An 18,439-nucleotide genomic window follows, 5' to 3' on the forward strand; every position below is an offset into this window, starting at 1 on the left:
TTTATAATGGTTCTCATTTTCGGACCAGAATAAATTGTATTGGAATTTAAACCATCAAGGGCTGTTATAGTTCAGTAATTCTTTACATTTTTCAAATTTTGTAGAAATAGCTTTTGTTTTTCATTCTTTCAAAAAAAATATTACGGGTAAACAAAAAGAACGCCCGGGTGGACGTTCTTTTTAATCACTAAATGCATACAGTTATTTGTTGTTTATATAGTCCATACCTTGCGTTGTTATTGCTAAAACTAGATTATCTGACCCTTGCCCGCTATCTATGGCATATTCCTTTTCGATGAGGTATTCAATCGCCAGTTTACTATTTACATCTGCATTTATCATTGCTTTTGGTAATTTATAACTTCCTCCGTTATTAGCAAAATGATAATCATAAAGACTTTGTAACAGCATATCCGATAGTTTATTTCTGTCTTCATTTGTCATGAGTAATCCCTCCTCCTTTTCATCATTCTACAAAAGAAGAAGGAATCCTTCAAATGAAAAGAAAGCCCTCAATTGGACGTTCCTTGTCATATTTTAATTCTTTCCTTTTTCAAACGTTAAAATCTGTGTTGTATCGATTGATTCTGGGCATATGTCGATAGTATCCGTGGTCATTGTCCCAATACCACTTTGTATCCATATCCACTTTATACTTTTATTTATCTTTTATTTATCTTTTATTTCTCTACCTTTGGCCATTTGACCTCGTAATATCATACATGTACTCGTGGAGTGCACGACAAGGCTTTTCTCTGCATCATACACATGACATTCAAGTAACCCAATATTCGTTCCTTTTTTATCACTTTACTTACTGCACGAAGCTTTGTTTTCCAAATCGGTTTAAGAAAGTTCAATTTAATTTCCAAAGTAGTAAATGCTTCATCATCCGCTAATGTACTTGCAAATGCGTAGCCCATAGCCGCGTCTGATAAGTCGCAACATGTTCCAGCAGCATCATAGCCGTCCATTTGATATTCCCACGATTTCGAATCATATTACTCCCCCTATCCTTTATGGCCACCGACTAATTCAGACCGCTTAATAGCCGTTCCGGCATCTGTAAGCGATACGGCTCTCAAGATCGCTTTAGAGCCATACCGAGCACGAATTTCATCCATCGTTTCACCGAGTTTTCGTACTTGCCACTTTTTGTTATCAAATAAACTTAACTGCATCGAGTGCTCATCTTCTAGCTTAGTGATCGACAATGATACTTGGCGCACTGGCTTACCCTCATGAAATTCGTTTAATAACTCTTTGCAAACCTTATAAATTTTCATTGTGTCATTTGTCGCTTCACCTATTGTACGAGAACGTTGGAACCCTCCACCAAAGGCATTTTTGCTATAACCGATACCAAGAGTCATCGTGCGTCCAGCTTTGGATACCTCCCTTATTCTTCGGGCTACATCTTCACACATTTCTAATAGCACTGCTCTGACCTCAGCAACCGTATTGTAATCTCGCATGAGGATTTGACTCTTGCCGTAACTGACTTGCCCTTCAAGGATCGGGATTCCCATCTCTGATAAGTCAATTCCCCATGCGTGATGATAAAGTTGGTTACCCATGATGCCGAATTTCTTTTCTAATCTACTCAATTCAGCATTTGCCAAATCACCAACTGTAAATAACCCAATATTATTCAAAGTTTTCTCTGTCTGACGACCAATCCCCCACATTTCACTTAGTGGAGAAACTGGCCATAGTTTTGTTTGCACGTCCTCAAATGACCATTTCGCGAAACCCGTTTTCTTTGCTTCGAGATCCAGTGCTAACTTTGCCATTAACATATTCGGTCCCATTCCTGCTGTCGAGGGTAAATTTAAAGTTTCAAATATTTCATGCTGTATTTCTTTAACAGTTTGCTCCGGATTGCCCCATAACTTTTCGGTGCCCGTAAGGTCAATAAATGATTCATCAACTGAGTACACATGTATAGCTTCTGCAGGGACATATTTGTGGAGAATACGCGTTATTGTCATCGATATTTCGAGGAAATAACTCATTTTGGGTTCAAACAATCGAATCTCGGGATGATGTGGAATTTCATACAAACGAGTACCTGTTTTCACACGAAATTGTTTTTTCATTGGAGGTGACGCCGCAAGCACAATAGATCCTTTATGTTGAAGATTACCCACTACTGCAATTGGCACTGTACGAACATCTAAATTGTGTAATGACGCCATGCAGCTTGCGTAAAAGCTCATCATGTCGATGCAGGCAATTTGTTTATTTGGAAATTTACTGTAGTCAATCATATAATGGCACGTTCTTTCGTAACGATGGGAACAAGCGCAAGCACGTTGTCGATAGTAAATGTTCGTTTGGATCCTCGAAGATAACAAAAGGCTCGGAACGACACCTCACCAACCTGTAGCACTTTGATTCTTCGCTTACTGATTACATCGTCTTTTGCCATGTAAATCATATCCAAGACTTGATTACGCTCGACGGACTTCAAAAGCTTATTACGCACACTTGTTCCCTCCTTGTTTTTATTAGTATACGTAACGTATGTTCGTATTACAACAACAAATAAACACTTAACAAGATTTACCTGGAACAGGATCTTCGTTAAGTGTTTGAGTCTTACTTTCTTTTATGTACGTACAGCCTTTGGCTAAAGTTTGGTTAAAAGTAACCTTCAAAGTCATATTCTATACCAAACGAAAAGAAGCCATTTAGAACATCATTTCGAAAAAAAGTTTGATCAAAGTGGAGTTAATCATTAGTTCTTGTGCTCAATCCACGCAAAAATAACCTTACCATTAGTTGTCCTGCAAAAAAAACTAATGCAACGAATATTACTGCACCAGCTCTGCCAACTGGTTTAAACCAGCCTCCGTCATCAGAAATAAAAATAGAGGCTAAAAACACTGATAACACCCCAGTTATGATATTCACCAAGAAAATGTAACGTAATTTTATGTTCCCCGATAACAGACCAGCTACAATTACGAACAATATAGAACCAGCAAGTAGAAAAGAAGCTTCTTCACGTTTAATATATTGTCCATATTCGTAGTAATGAAAAAGAAATGGTGCAGGTATTAAAGATACAATTAGCCATAATACTTTCATAAAATCCTCCCAAAACTATTTATTTCCGGCTTTCGTTAGACGACTCAACTTTGAATAGCTTTCTTAAACGCATTAAAGCCTCTTGCTCTTCAAATGAGCTATACCATCGATAATTTTTGTCATCTAAAATTCGATAATGCTGACTAATTACGTTTTGTTGCAAACGAAAACTCCCTTTACTATCAATGTCTTGCCACCAAACTCTTCCGCCCATCGACTTATCTCTTGGTCTATCTATTCCATTGTGCGCAATAGTTTCAATGATTTCTAGAGGTTCATCTCCTAAAGCAGATTGCAAAATTTCGCTATCTCTGAATAATGCACATACCGCAATTACATTTGTCCAACCTGATAACGTTCTTCCTTTTTCAATTTGGATAAGTGTTTTTTTTGATATACCCATAATGTCTGCCATTTTTTCTTGCGAATAACTTTTTTCTAACCGAATAAGTCTAATCTTACTTGAAATAAGTTCAATCACTTGCTCTCTATTCATATATTACTCCTTCCAAAAGGTTACTTACAACCCTAATAAGTGTAATATTACACCACCAAAAAGTAGATATCAAGATCTAATTTTTTCATTATTTAAGGTTTTGTCCGACTCCTACTTTGATTTTATAAAAGAACCACTAATTCGGTCCTTTTGCCATTTGCTATTTCAATTAGGGTTCTTTCTTGAGTCGTAAACATTCATACACATGCTTGATTTCTCCATCCATTATTAATTCGAAAACAAAGCATCTAGTGTAAAATCAGCGTTTATGAGGGATACCTAATTGTGGGCGAATTTCGATGATAAAGAAGAAATACTAACCGATGAAATAGCTAAAAATCCTTATCGACCACGTTGATCTTTCCATGTGCAGATACTTCTTTGTCAAAAAGAAGTCGAGAAATTAATAAATGAACATGGCAATGCAAAAGTATGGATACGTGAAATAAGGCTATACACCTTATCCCATCGAAGTAATCTAACGTTACTCAAAACAAGCCATTTTCCCTGACTAGGAAAGATGGCTTGTTTCGTTTTTTACCGTGAAATTAGGGTCATTCAAGAATACTTGGAGAACGACAGCCCTTTGGCGGTGAGTGCATCACGGATAAGATCCATGGCTTTTGGGCCCATACCATGTAATTTGTAAGACTTCAGCTTCAGTGAGCTTAGCGAACTGCTCAAGCCGCAAGTAACCGGCACCTGAAAGCGCTCGTATTGCTGGTTTTGCTAATCCAGTTGGCAGATTACTTTCAATGGCATTATCGTTATGCGTCATGATCATTTCCCCTTTACCCAATGAAATCGTAACAGCTATTATGTTCTGAGCTCACTCATTATGTTATTTCAAACTCACCATAATCCCTATTGTAGCTGATGTTTCTCATTTTACCTTTCCCCCAAAAATGACAAGCACTTACTTTCCATCTACCAAAAGCCCACGTTCAATTGCTACAAACAAGAGTCCGATTGCATCCGATTCTGTCAATGTTCCCTTCAATAGCTTTTCATGCCATTTCGGGGATAACGGACCATCTTGCATCTCTTCAAGTCGTTTTAAAACGGCACTTGTCGAATTGATAAGTGATTGCGATGATGGTTTATACAACTTATTCACCCCTTGCTTTGGTGATAGTATCGGGCTTCCTACGGTGGCAGTAGCCAGTTGCAATTTAAAGTAGATAGCCAATCCTTCTGCGATTGCCTCACCTTGGGCTTGCAAATAGTGATTATCCCGTAACTTTAATATGTCAACTGTTGAATCTATAAAGCCTCCCTCACTTAAGAATGCCGGCATGGCGGATTCCCGAAGAACGTGGAAGTTAGCACGCTTCATCCCACGATCACTTATCCCCATAGCCATAACAATTCTAGGATGAATAGCGCCCGCAATTTCAATTGATTTTGGGTTAGCTGTTGGGTTGTCCATTGTATATGTTTCAATACCACTATGGCTACCCCATTTATCCGCTAGGGTATTATGATGGATAGAAGCATATACATCGGCTTGCCACTCGTTCGCTAAAGTAGTGCGTGTAGTAAGCGGAACATCTGTCTTACCGGTCGGATCATCTACACGTAGAATTTCCACGTTTTTGTATTTCTTTAGTTTGGCAATGGCGTATTTTGCTACTTTATTGTTAAACGACCACTCCCGCTCGTCATCCGGAGAACGTTTACCTGGTGTATTGAATCCGTGCCCAGCATCGATTACGATTTTAACCATTTTGTGACACCTCCTTTTTGTGTCAAATTAAAAAGTATTTGTCTTTTTTAAATTGCCACGACAATCTAAAAATACCTTTCTATCTATACTATTCACAATTTTTTTTTGGATGGCGGCACTTGTCCGTTTTTGAATAAATATGTAAAGGACACCAATACTTAACGTTTATAGATGCCTTTATAGGGTGTAATAAAAAAACCCATCGAATTCGCACGGCGCTAAGGGATGCCTCCCTCCCGCCCTTAAGCCAGGCAGCTTCGCCACCAGTCTTAGGGCTTCGGTTGCCCCTTTTAAGGCGCCTTTGCTCAGTTACTATTGGTATTTATTTGTTCAACATATATTTAGTTAATTCCTAAGACTTTTTAAGTTTAGTTTTGTTAAATGGCAAACCCAATTGCTTCCTATAAAAATTGAAATTTAGTTCAACGTGACGCAATAATCGCTTATCTTTATCAAATAACTTCAAACTATCTTCGTAGTGTTCCCATCTGATATCCTTCTTAATGGCCCAAATAATAGAATCTAAATCAGGATCAACTAACTCATAGTTTCTTTTAATTACTTCTTCGATTTCAAAAAAAGATTCCTTTGTAATCCCATCATATCCGTCACCTGGCACAATAGCTGCTACGAGTAATTTTAATACAGGGGTATAAACATTTTTCAGGATTTCTGTTTTATATTTAACCGCTTCATTTCGAATCTCTTTCATTTGCTGAAAATGATAGTTAAAAAAACTTGTGATAATGATTGTAATTGAAGAACTGACTAACGCAATGATGACTTCTTTCACTGCCCTCTCTCCTAACGCCTCTATTCAACCGATATAACCATTATATTCAGGCTCCGTAAGACCGTGTGTACTATAACCAGTTAATAGAAAAAGCCGCCTACTCTTATTTGAGCGGGCGGCTGACTGTTAGTTCTGTTCGACTTTGACTCTTGAAAGTCCAAAATACGCGAGGACTGCAATTAAACTTGAAGCGAAGATAATGGCTCCCATCGGAATTGCGGTCTCTTCCCCTGCAATTCCGACAAGTGGTGCCGTAATTGCGCCTAAAATGAATGGCAGTAATCCTAATAATGCCGATGCACTACCTGCAATATGACCCTGCTTTTCCATCGCAAGTGAAAAAGAGGATGTCGAAATGACACCAATGGAAGCGACGAAGAAGAAGATAGGAACAACGATTGTAACAAGTGGTCCATTCAGCAAAACGGCAATCAGTAGCAATGTGCCTGAAGTGATAGAGATGAACAAACCTGATTCCAAAAATCGTTTTTCTGAGACAACACCTGTTAAGCGTCCTACTACCTGGGTCCCGATAATAAGTCCAAATCCATTCATACCGAATAATATGCTGAACGTCTGTGGTGAGACTCCGTATATATTTTGATAAACGAACGGGGTTCCGGCGACATAAGCAAAAATGCCGGCCATGATGAAACCTTGTGCAAGTGCATAGCCCATGAACTGTCTGTTTTTTAGCAGTGACAGAAAGTTTTTTAATGTATGAGAGAGGTTACTTGGTACGCGCATTTGTTCCGGCAATGTTTCATCCATTCTCCATAGGACAATAACAAATAGCAAAAAGCCGATTGCGCTTAAAACAGCAAATACACCAGTCCACTCAGTGAATGCGAGAATACCTCCTCCAAGTACAGGTGCGAGGATTGGCGCCAAATTATTAATCAGCATGAGCAAAGCGAAAAACTTCGTCAATTCCCGTCCGCTATATAAATCTCGGACGACAGCCCTTGAAATGACGATACCCGCAGCCGCAGCAAAACCTTGCAAGAAACGTGCTACAATGAAGAACCCGATATTTGGGGAAAATACACATAAAATTGATGCGACGAAATAGGCAATAAGTGCAATAAGCAACGGCTTTTTCCGTCCATGGACATCACTCATTGGGCCGAGAATAAGTTGACCTAACCCGATACCTAATAAGCAAGCCGTTAAACTGACCTGTACATAGGTAGCCGTAGTACCAAAAGCACTTACGATTGTCGGGAATGAAGGTAAATACATATCAATTGTTAACGGGCCCATCGCTGCTAGTGTTCCAAGAAGTAATGCAAATCGTATTCGTTTATTACCTTTAAGTGGTCCCATGTAAACTAACAACCTTTCTATGATTGAACAAATTTCTGATATATTGAACAAACGAATACCTATATAAACTGAGCGAAGGCGCTTTACAAAGGGAACTAAAGACATAAGACTACTAGGAGAACGGACAGGCTTATGGCGGGAGGCATTCCCTAGCGCAGTAGCAAATTCAGTGGGATTCTTCATTCCAATATATGTATGTGATGAAAATCCCTAAAGAAGAATCACAAGTAGTCTACTATATCACCAAAATGCAATACATAAAAGAAGGATGATTTATTTTCAAATCATCCTTACTACTTTATGAATGAAATCAGCATCATTTTAGGAATTCTTTATATGCGATAACCTTTAATGCTAAAATTTCTTCCTCTGTGAGCTTTCCTTCAATATCTTTTAAAAGTTCCTGTATTTCCTCATTCGACATTCCCTTTTGGGCGTTAGATTGAATAGTTTGGAGTTCATTGAACCCGATTTTTTTGATTAATACTCTTGTTGCCTGCTCTTTTGTTGTGAAAGGAAGATTACTTTTTTCAACATTTGCACCTTCTTCAATGAAACGCATTAATTCAGGGTCATTTGCTACCAGTTGCTTAATTGCATTTAACTGTCCGCTATTTTCTAATTCAGCAGTTACAACGTTCATTACTTTGTCGGAAGCAATATTGGTCCCGACATAATAGATTCCATATCCGGCTCCAGCAATAATTAATACGATGAGGAGAAGAATCTTCAACAGTTTCATATGTCTTCCTCCTATTTTTCATAGCTTAGGAAACAATAAATCATGTACTGTAGATTAGCTGCAACATAGAGATTTCACGTCCAAACTCCAGCTCATTTGAATAGGCGCTTACGCTTTTGTTCTTTATAAAAAACGTTAGCGGAATGTAAGTTTTCACATCCACTAACGTTTAACATATTGATAATTGTAGTGGTCTAATTACTCTTTTGAAACTGCACGCGCCTCTGTCATTTGCTTCCAAACGGAACCTTTAGCATCTTCGCCTTCAGCAATTCGCGCAATTGCCATACGGATTTGGAGTTTAACTTCAAACTCTGGATCGTTTTCAACCTCTTTCAAAGCAGGCAACGCCCTGTCAGTTCCTGTTTCGTATAAAAACATAGCAGCACGCCAGCGAACCAGTTTGTTTTTATCATTCAATGTTTCGATTGCAGCCTTTTCGAACCCTTCGAAACCAAGGTCACTCATGCAGTCTCCCGCCGTCCGACGCACTGCCCAACTTTTATCTTTAAGTGCTTTTTCAACATATGGAATAACAGCATCGTCTTCAATCATACCAAGATAGACCGTTGCGAGACGTCTAATTGACATTTTTTCATCGTCCAGTGCGCGTTCAAGAAGTGGTGCATCCGTCATGTCGGGGTCAGGAATTTGATCTAGCAGTTGGAATCTAGTCTCCCATTGGTCAACTGAAAACTCCTCTAGTGAAATTTTTCTTCCACGCTGGATACTTTCACTTTGTCCTTCATTCACCTGACGGATAATAGCTTGCAAACGTTCTTCTGTATATGCCGCCTCTATCTCCTGAATAACCGTTTCACCGATTTCAGTTTTTTCTCCGTAACGGATTCCATAATCTGCCCATTTACGTAGTAAAACATAGTTCTCCACATCACGTCCATGAACCTTTTCCATCGCTTGCACAAAACGTTCACTTAGTCCAAAGCGTTCTTCAGATTCGCTATCGAATACTTTCACTTGAAGAGGGATATCTTTGTAGGTTTGAACGTGTACGTATACTTCCCCATAGTTGTCATCAATCTCTTCTATTGGTTCTGTCTGCTCACTCTGTTCATCATTGAAAACGGCTTGAACGTCAGCAAGAATTGATTCCCATGCGACATTACTAATTCGTTCGACCGCCATGAAGTTCATGACGTGATAGATTCCTTTTACGCCATGAATGTTCAGTAATGCTGAAGCTGGAAAAGACGCTGTTTCCGCATCACTTTTTTTATAATTATGACTCGTCCCTTTTGCTAATTCTGTGTCGAGCACGATTTTCATGGAGTTAGGGCTTGGTGTTGGCTCAATCGTTACTATTTTCAAGTGTATGTTCCCCTTTCCTTAGGACTTATTCAATTCTTGTAAAAAAGACCAACGTTCAATGAGTGTGTCGTATTTGCTGTTTAGTTCTTCAAGTTTCGCCGTCAGTTCTCTTAGTTTATCGTAATCGGAGCCAGTGGATGCCATTTCTGCCTCTGTCGCTTCGATCGACTTCTCTACAGTTTCGATTGCTGACTCAATTGTTTCGTACTCTTTCTTTTCTGCGTACGACATTTTCTTTTTTTGTTCCTGTTGAACCGGTTTTTCTACCTCAACAATCGGCTCATGTATCACCTTTTCTTTAGGCACATAGGTTTCAAGGAAGTCAGAATAGATACCAAACCATGTGTCGACATTCCCTGATCCATCCATTACCCATAGTTTTGTTGACGTACGGTCTAGGAAGAACCGGTCATGAGAGATTGTGATGACAACGCCAGGGAATGTATCGATGAACGTTTCCAGTACAGAAAGGGTCTCAAGGTCAAGGTCATTCGTCGGCTCATCCAACAACATGACGTTTGGTTGTTCCATCAGTAGTTTCAATAAATAAAGTCTTTTTCGCTCGCCACCGGATAATTTGCCGATGGGTGTACCGTGTGCTTTTGTAGGGAATAAAAACCGTTCCAACATTTGTGAAGCTGAAATTCTTGCGCCATCAGCACCTTCGATATCATTAGAGGTATCACGAATATATTCGATAATCCGTTTTTTCTCATCCATAAGTGGCGCATGTTGTTGGAAATGAGCAATTTTCACTGTCGTTCCTTTGTCAATGATTCCGCTGTCCGGTTCACTTTCTCCAGAAAACATATTCAACAACGTCGTTTTCCCTGCCCCGTTAGGTCCAACAACCGCGATACGATCACCCGATTGAAGGATACTTGAGAATTCATTAATGATTTTTCTTCCACCGAACGACTTTGAGATGCTGACTGCTTCAATCACCTTTTTACCAAGACGTGTTGACTTAAGCGCGACTTCCATTTCTCCGCCCGTGTCTTCTTTTTTGACTTTCTCAGCTAGGTCATCAAAGCGGTCAATCCGTGCTTTTTGCTTTGTCGATCTAGCTTTCGCACCTCGTCTAATCCATTTCAGTTCAGAACGGTAGCGATTTCGGAGTTTATCGTCCGTCGATGCAGCCATCTCTGCGCGAATGGCTTTCGATTCAAGATAATTCCCGTAGTTACCTGTATGTGCATATAACGTTTTATCTGCAAGTTCATAGATATTAGTTGATAACTCGTCCAAAAAGTAGCGGTCATGGGTAACAAAGATGACAGCTCCTTGTTCATTTTTCAAGTAATCTGATAGCCACATTATTGAATCTACATCGAGATGGTTTGTCGGTTCATCGAGCAATAAGAGATCGGCAGGCTCAATTAATACTTTTGCAAGCGTTACACGTTTTTTCTGTCCGCCAGAAAGCTCACCCATCTTTTTATCGAACGTTTCAATACCAAGTTTAGACAAAATCGTCCGTGCTTTTGAGTTTATATCCCAGCCGGATAGATCGTCCATCTCGATTTGAAACTTAGAATATCGCTCCTGGTTTAGTGTAGATTCCGGATTGGCCGAAAGTGCTTGAAGTGCGTACTCATATTCCAAGTTAACCTTGATAATCGGTGCATCACTCTTGAAAACTGTTTCCATTACTGTAAGTTCCAGATCAATTTCGGGCTCTTGTGGCAGATAAACAATGCGGTATCTATTCGGATGATCGGCCGAAATCGTATCAGCTTGTTCAATTCCTGCAATGATTGACAGTAACGTCGATTTACCTGTTCCATTGATGCCGAGCAGGCCCACTTTTTCTCCGCTTATGACTGTAAACGCTATATTTTTAAATAATGTTTTCTCCCCAACAGTCTTCGTGAGGTTTTCGATAATCAATTGACTCATGACAACACTTCCATTTCTAATATGTACCTTGTACTATCATAGCCGATTTACCATGCTTTTTAAAAGAGTATTGTACTATCCGTGCATCTTATCGTATGAAAAACGCATGTTACGTGAGAAGTATTGTTACAAATTCCACAAAATGGTACGATTCTCACGATAGTATTTTTGCAAAAGGGCGTGGTAATCATTCGTTTGACGATACATGAATCTGAGGAGTATGACGAAGTTGAAATCATTATTAAGTGTCAACAAATTGATAACCGGCTCGAACGATTAATCGAACAGATCAAACAAACAACCACTACAATCAACGGAACGAGAGATGGACGGACGTACTCCCTTGTCGTCGATAACGTATATTATATTGAATCTATCGACAACCGTTCGTTTCTTTACAATGAAAAAGACGTGTATGAAAACGACTTGAAGCTTTACGAGATTGAAAAAATGTTGGTCGGAACACATTTTGTCCGGATCAGTAAAAATTTAGTTGTCAATACGGCGTATATTGAGAGCGTCCGGGCTCTATTCAACGGGAAATTTGAAGCGTCTTTGACAAATGGAGAAATAGTAATTGTTAATAGACATTACGTTAAGTTATTCAAAGAAAAGTTTTTAACGCGAGGTGGCAAATAATATGTACCGATTTAAGCACTACATTTCAGCAGGTTGTATCGCGTTTACGTTCAGTTCTATCTTTTATCTTTTATTTAGTCTCTTACATATTTTCCCGCCTATGGATGCAAAAATCGTCGTCAATATGTTATTGATTTCAATTGGCATTATATACTTAGTCTTCTTAACGCATTTGTTTCCAATCCGAAATCCTTTATTATTACGATTGCTTGAGCTTTTTGACGTAGTAATCGTTATCCTAGGAGTCGGTCTCGTTTTCAACATGTTTCCATTCAATTGGTCCACTATATCATTTGTCGTTGCAATCGGTTTACTAACATATATCATTGTGATTTCCTTTACCTTTATGGGCAATCAATCTAGCGCAGTGCAAATAAATGCTGTTATTTCACGTGAGAAAAGGAGTGATTCAAATGAATAAAATAATTGAAGTAGAGCGCCTGTCCAAGTCATTCGGGAAAGTCAAAGCTGTTAACGACATCAGTTTCTATGTAGAAGAAGGCGCCCTCTTTTCTTTTTTAGGTACGAATGGCGCCGGGAAATCGACGACCATCTCAATTCTCTTGACGCTCCTTCAGCAAGACAGTGGTTTTGTCTTAGTAAATGGTTATACTGTCGGAAAACACGACCAAGCTATTCGCCAGGAAATCGGTGTTGTATTTCAAGAGAGCTTACTTGATCCTTTATTGACCGTTAAAGAGAATTTAGCGATTCGGGGATCTTTTTATGGGCTTGCTCGGCAAGAGCGTAACGCTGCGATTACTCGAGTAATGGATATCGTCGATATACAGTCTATTTCGAATCGATCTTACGGGAAATTATCGGGTGGACAACGACGGCGAGTGGATATTGCGCGCGCACTTATTCATAAACCGAACATCTTAATTTTAGACGAACCGACGACTGGGCTTGATCCGGAAAGCCGGAAAAACATATGGGCAACCATACTGCAACTTCAAAAAGAAACAGGTATGACTGTTTTTCTCACCACACATTACATTGAAGAAGCAGCGAATTCGGATTATGTTGTAGTTATGAAAGAAGGTAGTATTGTTGCAAAAGGAACTCCTGAACAGTTAAAAAATGACTATTCAACGGATTTACTGATGATTTCCACAGATCGAGCAGATGAACTGCGTAGCTTGCTTACATTAGATGGACTGGATTTCAATGAAGAAAGATCACTTTTTCACATCTGCCTTAGCGATACGACGGATGCGATACCGATTTTAGCGAAATTCGCTTCTTTCATCACTTCTTTTGAAGTGAAAAAATCCAGTTTGGATGATGTCTTTATCGCCATCAATGGAAAGGTCGTGAATTAGGATGATAGCATTCGCTAAACGGAATATATTATTGTACTTCAGGGATAAAGCCACAGTCTTTTTCTCGCTTCTTGCCGTCATTATTTTAATTGCTCTGTACGTTTTATTCTTAGGAGATATGACAGCCAAAGGGCTTCCGGACTTCCCCGCAAAAAAGGCAGTGCTCACTTCATGGTTCATCGCTGGGATTCTAGCAGTAACTTCAATGACGACAACACTTGGCTCGTTCGGCATTTTGGTTGAAGATCGCGCAAATAAAACATATATGGATTTTTACTCTTCCCCTATTTCACGAGCGAATTTAGTGGGTGGCTATATCGTCAGTGCGTTGGTTGTAGGTTTCATCATGTGCATGTTGGCACTCCTTGCTTCAAATATGTATCTCTATGTTTCTGGAGAATCAGTACTGTCGTTCGGTAAAATGATAGCAGCTGGCGGTGTAGTTATATTATCTGTTTTGGCAAGTGGATCGATGGTGCTTCTTTTGGTTTCCTTTTTCAAAACGTCAAATGCATTTGCTGCAGCAAGCACGGTCATTGGAACACTCCTGGGATTCTTAGCTGGCATCTATATTCCGATTGGCGGCCTGCCTGATTACATCCAAGCAGTTGTCAAGATTTTCCCCGTCTCTCATTCAGCTGCCCTCTTTCGGCAATTAATAATGGATGCCCCCCTACTAGAGGCCTTTTCTACTGCGCCAGTCGCTGTGAAACAAGCATTCGAAATCGATATGGGCATCTTATACAACATCAATGGTAAAAAAACTACTCCCTTTTTTAGTATTATGTATCTCAGTGCTACAACGTTGCTGTTTTTCGGTCTATCCCTGCTTGTTATGAGAAGAAAAAGTAAATAAGCTTGCGTGTGCATATCGAGGCTGTCCCTCTTATGCACGCGCAAGCTTTTATGTCGAAAGGTAAGAAAGTATACGTTTTTCTACTCGATCGGTGTCTAGACTCCTGACGTCAGCCTCTCGAATCGCTTTACTTTTTTATTAATTCACCAAGCGTCCCGATATTCCTACAAGAGAAAATTGAGCGTAGACGCTTTACAGGGGCAAAGGTAGCCGAAGTCGATATAAGGGGAAACTGCATTTCAACTTATATCGGGATGCAACTTCGTGAATAATTAGTTTCATAGTTACGCAAAAACAACAGACCTCGGTAAAATTATGAATATTTCGCCGAGAGCGACCCGGAAATGGTCCAGTAAAATGGTGGTTATCAAGCCCTTCTTACCAGTATTTTATGCGAATAAATGGTTAATCAACAGACGTGATGATTAAATAATGGGATGGAAAAAGTCTGATCTGTTAGCTAGAAAACTCACTAACAGATCAGACTTCTTTATCACATGATCTACACTAGAACAGTCCATAGCAACATCGTAACTACGATCGTTGTTACGCCTTGTAAAAGCGTTGCCATCGTTTGCGCTTTATACGCATCTGTTACTGTCATACCACTAAATTCAGTGACAACCCAGAAGAAGCTATCGTTCACATGGCTGACAGTCATTGCTCCAGCACCAATTGCCATGACTACAAGCGCAAGTGGAATTGCGCCTTCAATGCCAAATGAAGGCAGCAGTGGTGCTATTAATGTTGACGTGATGACAAGTGCGGCAGTCGAAGAGCCTTGGGCTGTTTTCAATGCCGCTGCAATGATAAACGGAATAAGGAGGAACAATGCACCACCTGCTAACGCATCCATATTCATGTTTGCGATAAGATCGGCAACACCTGAATTTGAAATAACTTTTCCGAATGCTCCTCCTGCTCCCGTGATGAGAAGAATTGGCGCAGCTTGTTTCAGTGCTTCACCAATCCATCCTGATAACGTCTCTTCATTAAATTTAGGAAGTAACATAAACGCTGCTAATACACCGAATAAAAGTGCAACAGATGGTGCTCCTAAAAATCGTAAGAAGTTGATAAAGCCTGTAACTTCACCCGTAAGAGCTGCAATTGATCCGATTCCAATCAAAATAATTGGCAGGACAATCGGTAGGAACGCCTTGAAAGTAGAAGGCATTTCTCCGAATGATTTCACAATTTCTTCGTAATTCAGACCGCCTTCCTCTGTATCTTCTGGCACTTTGATTTTAGATGCCACTTTAACTGCCCAGAAATAACCGACAATGACCGCTGGAATCGCAACGAAAAGGCCCATTAAAATAATAGTTCCTAAATAATTTGCCGCACCAATGTTACCAGCTGCAGCAATTGGTCCAGGTGTTGGGGGTACTAATGTGTGTGTTGCATACAAACCGGTTGCGAGTGCAACTGACATCGATGCAATCCCAACTTTCGCCCGTTTCGCAAGTGCTTTTTTCAAACTTGATAATATAATGAATCCTGAATCACAGAAAACTGGAATTGATACAATATACCCGATAAGTGACATTGCCAGTTGAGGTCGCTTTTCTCCAATCAACCGTAAAACGACTTCCGCCATACGATATGCCGCACCAGATTTTTCTAAAATAACACCAATGATTGTTCCGGCAACAATGACAATTCCAATCGACTTCATCAGTCCGCCAAATCCTTCATTTACACTGTCAACAACTGTTAATAAAGGCATACCAGAAGCTATTCCGACAAAAAATGCACCAAGTAACAAAGACAAAAATGGATGAACTTTGAAAACAGCCGTCAATAGAACAATGAGTACAACACCAAGAGTAATTACTGCAAATAACATCCCTACACCCCTTTATTTTTTAGTCAAGTAATTCTCCATTACCCGCTTTGTTTTTGCTCTTAAATAATGACTTGCATGTTCTATAGACTCTTTTGATGAAACCGTCCCATCTGCAACCGCATGCAGTTCGTTGAACATGGGGGCTAATAGATTCCGGCTTTCTTCATCTATAGCACCTGAAATAAGAATGACTGGCTTCCCTTTCCTCTGCGCTACTTTAGCAACGCCAAATGGTGTTTTACCCGATAACGTCTGACTATCCGTTTTGCCTTCCCCTGTAATAACTAGATCGGAGTCAGTTACATATTCATCAAACGAGATTGCATCTAACACGACTTGGATTCCCTGTTTCATTTCTCCTGGAAAGAACGCCTGGAATGCACCCCCTGCACCCCCAGCCGCACCCGAACCTTTTTTCCCTTGGAGAGAAATACCAGTTTGTTGTTCTACAATATTGGCTAACTTTGTTAAATTTCTATCGAGGACATTTACCATTGCTAGGGAAGCCCCTTTTTGAGGACCAAAAACAACAGAAGCGCCATCAGGTCCGACAAATGGATTTTCTACATCACATGCGACGAGAAAATTGCTTTCAGAAATTCTTTTATCAAAACGAATTATGTCGATTGTATGAAGGTCTCCAAGTGAGCCCCCGCCCCTCGGCAATTCCACTCTGTCTTCATCAACAAAGCACATTCCTAATGCCTGTAACATCCCGACACCACCGTCGTTCGTTGCACTGCCACCAAGCCCGATAATAAAATTACGTAAGCCCGCGTCAAGTGCATGAACAATTAACTCGCCGGTGCCATAAGTCGATGTAACTAGTGGATTTCTTTCATATTCCTGTAAAAGCATTAATCCGGAAGCTTCTGCGATTTCAATGACGCATACTTCTTCATCCCCTAAAATGCCATAACACGCCTCAACTTTCCGGCCGAGAGGATCTTGTACAATGACAGATACAATTTTTCCATCAGTGGCTCCAACCAAGCTGTCCATTGTTCCCTCACCACCATCAGCCGCAGGTAGCATTACTGTCTCTATAGAGGAATCAGCATCACGAATTCCTGCCGCAATTGCTTGCGCTGCTTGAACGGCTGTCAAACTACCTTTAAATGAATCTGGCGCTATGACTACTTTAATAAATATTCCCCCTCAATTAAAGCGCTTACAAACAGTGTAGTGTCTAAATTCAGAAAATACATTATACTAAGTGTATAGAATCATTCATATTATTTTCAGAAAATTTATACATAGGGGATAGAATATGTTAACAAAACAACTTGCTGATGAAATTGTTGAGCAAACCATGATTCGATTGAACCGTAATTTGAATGTCATGGATACAAATGGAATGATTTTAGCTTCGGGCGAGAAAATACGAATCAATAAAATACATGAAGGCGCAGCATTTGTAGCGAAGACGGAGGAAGTTTTGTGGATAACGGAGGAAAACATGGCGGAATGGCATGGTACAAAACCAGGTGTTAACATGCCGATTCATTTCCAACAACAATTAGTTGGTGTCATTGGTATAACTGGTAATCCTGTAGACCTAAGAGAGATTGCAACACTTGTACAATTAACAACTGAAATGATGGTGCACCAATCGCTCATTACTTCACGCGCAGAATGGAAACGAAAGATGAAAGAGCTTATTTTCGAAGAATTAGTGAGTGGTGAACCTCTTTCTCTGATCGTTAAGGAGAGGCTTTCCCTTTTGGGATTTAGCATAAAAAACCCTTTCGTAACGCTATTAATTGAATTTAAAAGTTTCGCACCGTCCTCACAGAGAATTATTGAAAAGTTGGAGGATCAATTTGAAAAAAACACCGTTCTTATTGGGCATTCACAGCTAAATGAAATATTCATTTTAATAAGCGGAATGACGGAAACTACTTTGAAGAGAAAACTTTCTACATTACTTCCTATTTTGCAGAAAGACTCCTTCGTCAGAATCGGCGTTGGCTATTCCGTAGATTCTTTAGATGAAATTCGCTATTCCTATACCACCGCAAAAAATGCATTACTATTTGCACAAACAACACAGCATCTTATCTACTTTGAGGACGTAGAATTGTTGGCTCTGTTGAAAAGGGACTCTTCGTCTAGTGAAACGGCAAGGTTTTCCAATAGGGTTTTGAATGGGTTGAATGAACAATTGAGACATTCACTTTCCGTCTACTTTTCTTGCAATCAGAACAACTCGATAGCAGCCTCAACCTTAGAAATCCACCGTCACACATTGAAGTACCGACTTCGGAAAATAGAAGAAATAAGCGGCTATAACCCTTCCCTCTTTCACGATGCAGTATTATTGAAAATTGCTCTTTTACTAGATGAAAAATAACCGCCTATATATA

Annotated in this window: 20 protein-coding genes; 5 read left to right on the plus strand and 15 right to left on the minus strand. The window is 39.8% G+C overall.

The window, feature by feature from the left end; translation table 11 throughout:
* Positions 1-201 precede the first annotated feature (201 nt).
* From FQ087_RS06390 to FQ087_RS06450, 13 genes are all read right to left on the minus strand, one after another.
* A complete protein-coding gene (locus FQ087_RS06390) occupies positions 202-444 on the minus strand; it encodes a hypothetical protein (protein ID WP_149579661.1) in 243 nt (80 codons plus the stop codon).
* Positions 445-716: 272 nt separating this feature from the next.
* Positions 717-974 carry a PaaI family thioesterase gene (locus FQ087_RS06395; RefSeq protein WP_255452166.1) on the minus strand — a complete coding sequence of 86 codons (258 nt, stop codon included), beginning with the start codon at positions 972-974 and terminating at the stop codon, positions 717-719.
* Between the two features lie 36 nt (positions 975-1,010).
* Positions 1,011-2,270, minus strand: coding sequence for a Y-family DNA polymerase (locus FQ087_RS06400; protein ID WP_149579662.1), 1,260 nt, complete (start codon positions 2,268-2,270; stop codon positions 1,011-1,013).
* On the minus strand, positions 2,267-2,488 hold the full coding sequence (locus tag FQ087_RS06405) for a transcriptional regulator (RefSeq protein ID WP_149579663.1): 222 nt from the start codon (positions 2,486-2,488) through the stop codon (positions 2,267-2,269). Before FQ087_RS06405 ends, FQ087_RS06400 begins: the two co-directional genes overlap by 4 nt.
* Before the next feature lie 245 nt (positions 2,489-2,733).
* A complete protein-coding gene (locus FQ087_RS06410) occupies positions 2,734-3,093 on the minus strand; it encodes a hypothetical protein (RefSeq protein ID WP_149579664.1) in 360 nt (119 codons plus the stop codon).
* A 19-nt stretch (positions 3,094-3,112) separates the two neighbouring features.
* The gene (locus FQ087_RS06415; protein ID WP_149579665.1) at positions 3,113-3,589 is read right to left on the minus strand and encodes a helix-turn-helix transcriptional regulator; all 477 of its coding nucleotides are present in this window, start codon (positions 3,587-3,589) and stop codon (positions 3,113-3,115) included.
* 601 nt (positions 3,590-4,190) lie between these two features.
* The gene (locus tag FQ087_RS06420; protein WP_370456039.1) at positions 4,191-4,367 is read right to left on the minus strand and encodes a helix-hairpin-helix domain-containing protein; all 177 of its coding nucleotides are present in this window, start codon (positions 4,365-4,367) and stop codon (positions 4,191-4,193) included.
* Between the two features lie 138 nt (positions 4,368-4,505).
* The gene (locus tag FQ087_RS06425) at positions 4,506-5,315 is read right to left on the minus strand and encodes an N-acetylmuramoyl-L-alanine amidase family protein (RefSeq protein WP_149579666.1); all 810 of its coding nucleotides are present in this window, start codon (positions 5,313-5,315) and stop codon (positions 4,506-4,508) included.
* A gap of 352 nt (positions 5,316-5,667) precedes the next feature.
* A complete protein-coding gene (locus FQ087_RS06430; protein WP_149579667.1) occupies positions 5,668-6,108 on the minus strand; it encodes a hypothetical protein in 441 nt (146 codons plus the stop codon).
* A 126-nt stretch (positions 6,109-6,234) separates the two neighbouring features.
* On the minus strand, positions 6,235-7,434 hold the full coding sequence (locus FQ087_RS06435) for a Bcr/CflA family multidrug efflux MFS transporter (protein ID WP_149579668.1): 1,200 nt from the start codon (positions 7,432-7,434) through the stop codon (positions 6,235-6,237).
* Between the two features lie 316 nt (positions 7,435-7,750).
* Complete coding sequence (locus tag FQ087_RS06440) at positions 7,751-8,176, minus strand: hypothetical protein (protein ID WP_149579669.1); 426 nt, start codon at positions 8,174-8,176, stop codon at positions 7,751-7,753.
* A gap of 198 nt (positions 8,177-8,374) precedes the next feature.
* On the minus strand, positions 8,375-9,505 hold the full coding sequence (locus FQ087_RS06445) for a conserved virulence factor C family protein (RefSeq protein WP_149579670.1): 1,131 nt from the start codon (positions 9,503-9,505) through the stop codon (positions 8,375-8,377).
* Positions 9,506-9,523: 18 nt separating this feature from the next.
* Complete coding sequence (locus FQ087_RS06450; protein ID WP_149579671.1) at positions 9,524-11,404, minus strand: ABC-F family ATP-binding cassette domain-containing protein; 1,881 nt, start codon at positions 11,402-11,404, stop codon at positions 9,524-9,526.
* A gap of 123 nt (positions 11,405-11,527) precedes the next feature.
* On the opposite strand from FQ087_RS06450, the gene FQ087_RS06455 reads away from it, so the two are divergent.
* The 4 genes from FQ087_RS06455 to FQ087_RS06470 are packed head-to-tail and all read left to right on the plus strand — an operon-like array spanning position 11,528 to position 14,224.
* Positions 11,528-12,043, plus strand: a complete 516-nt coding sequence (locus FQ087_RS06455; protein ID WP_149579672.1) for a LytTR family DNA-binding domain-containing protein — start codon at positions 11,528-11,530, stop codon at positions 12,041-12,043.
* A gap of 1 nt (position 12,044) precedes the next feature.
* Positions 12,045-12,464 (plus strand): hypothetical protein, encoded by a 420-nt coding sequence (locus FQ087_RS06460; RefSeq protein WP_149579673.1) that lies wholly within the window; start codon positions 12,045-12,047, stop codon positions 12,462-12,464.
* Complete coding sequence (locus FQ087_RS06465) at positions 12,457-13,368, plus strand: ABC transporter ATP-binding protein (RefSeq protein ID WP_149579674.1); 912 nt, start codon at positions 12,457-12,459, stop codon at positions 13,366-13,368. Before FQ087_RS06460 ends, FQ087_RS06465 begins: the two co-directional genes overlap by 8 nt.
* A 1-nt stretch (position 13,369) precedes the next feature.
* The gene (locus FQ087_RS06470; RefSeq protein ID WP_149579675.1) at positions 13,370-14,224 is read left to right on the plus strand and encodes an ABC transporter permease; all 855 of its coding nucleotides are present in this window, start codon (positions 13,370-13,372) and stop codon (positions 14,222-14,224) included.
* 502 nt (positions 14,225-14,726) lie between these two features.
* On the opposite strand, the gene FQ087_RS06475 is transcribed toward FQ087_RS06470, so the two are convergent.
* Together FQ087_RS06475 and FQ087_RS06480 are read right to left on the minus strand one after the other, a co-directional pair.
* Positions 14,727-16,073 carry a GntP family permease gene (locus tag FQ087_RS06475; RefSeq protein ID WP_149579676.1) on the minus strand — a complete coding sequence of 449 codons (1,347 nt, stop codon included), beginning with the start codon at positions 16,071-16,073 and terminating at the stop codon, positions 14,727-14,729.
* 12 nt (positions 16,074-16,085) lie between these two features.
* The gene (locus FQ087_RS06480) at positions 16,086-17,219 is read right to left on the minus strand and encodes a glycerate kinase (RefSeq protein ID WP_149579677.1); all 1,134 of its coding nucleotides are present in this window, start codon (positions 17,217-17,219) and stop codon (positions 16,086-16,088) included.
* 124 nt (positions 17,220-17,343) lie between these two features.
* Here FQ087_RS06480 and FQ087_RS06485 point away from each other — a divergent pair, with 124 nt between their 5' ends.
* Entirely contained in the window at positions 17,344-18,426 is a 1,083-nt protein-coding gene (locus FQ087_RS06485; protein WP_149579678.1) for a CdaR family transcriptional regulator, read from the plus strand.
* Positions 18,427-18,439 lie beyond the last annotated feature (13 nt).

Origin of the sequence: Sporosarcina sp. ANT_H38 (assembly GCF_008369195.1) — a bacterium.
Classification (GTDB): domain Bacteria; phylum Bacillota; class Bacilli; order Bacillales_A; family Planococcaceae; genus Sporosarcina.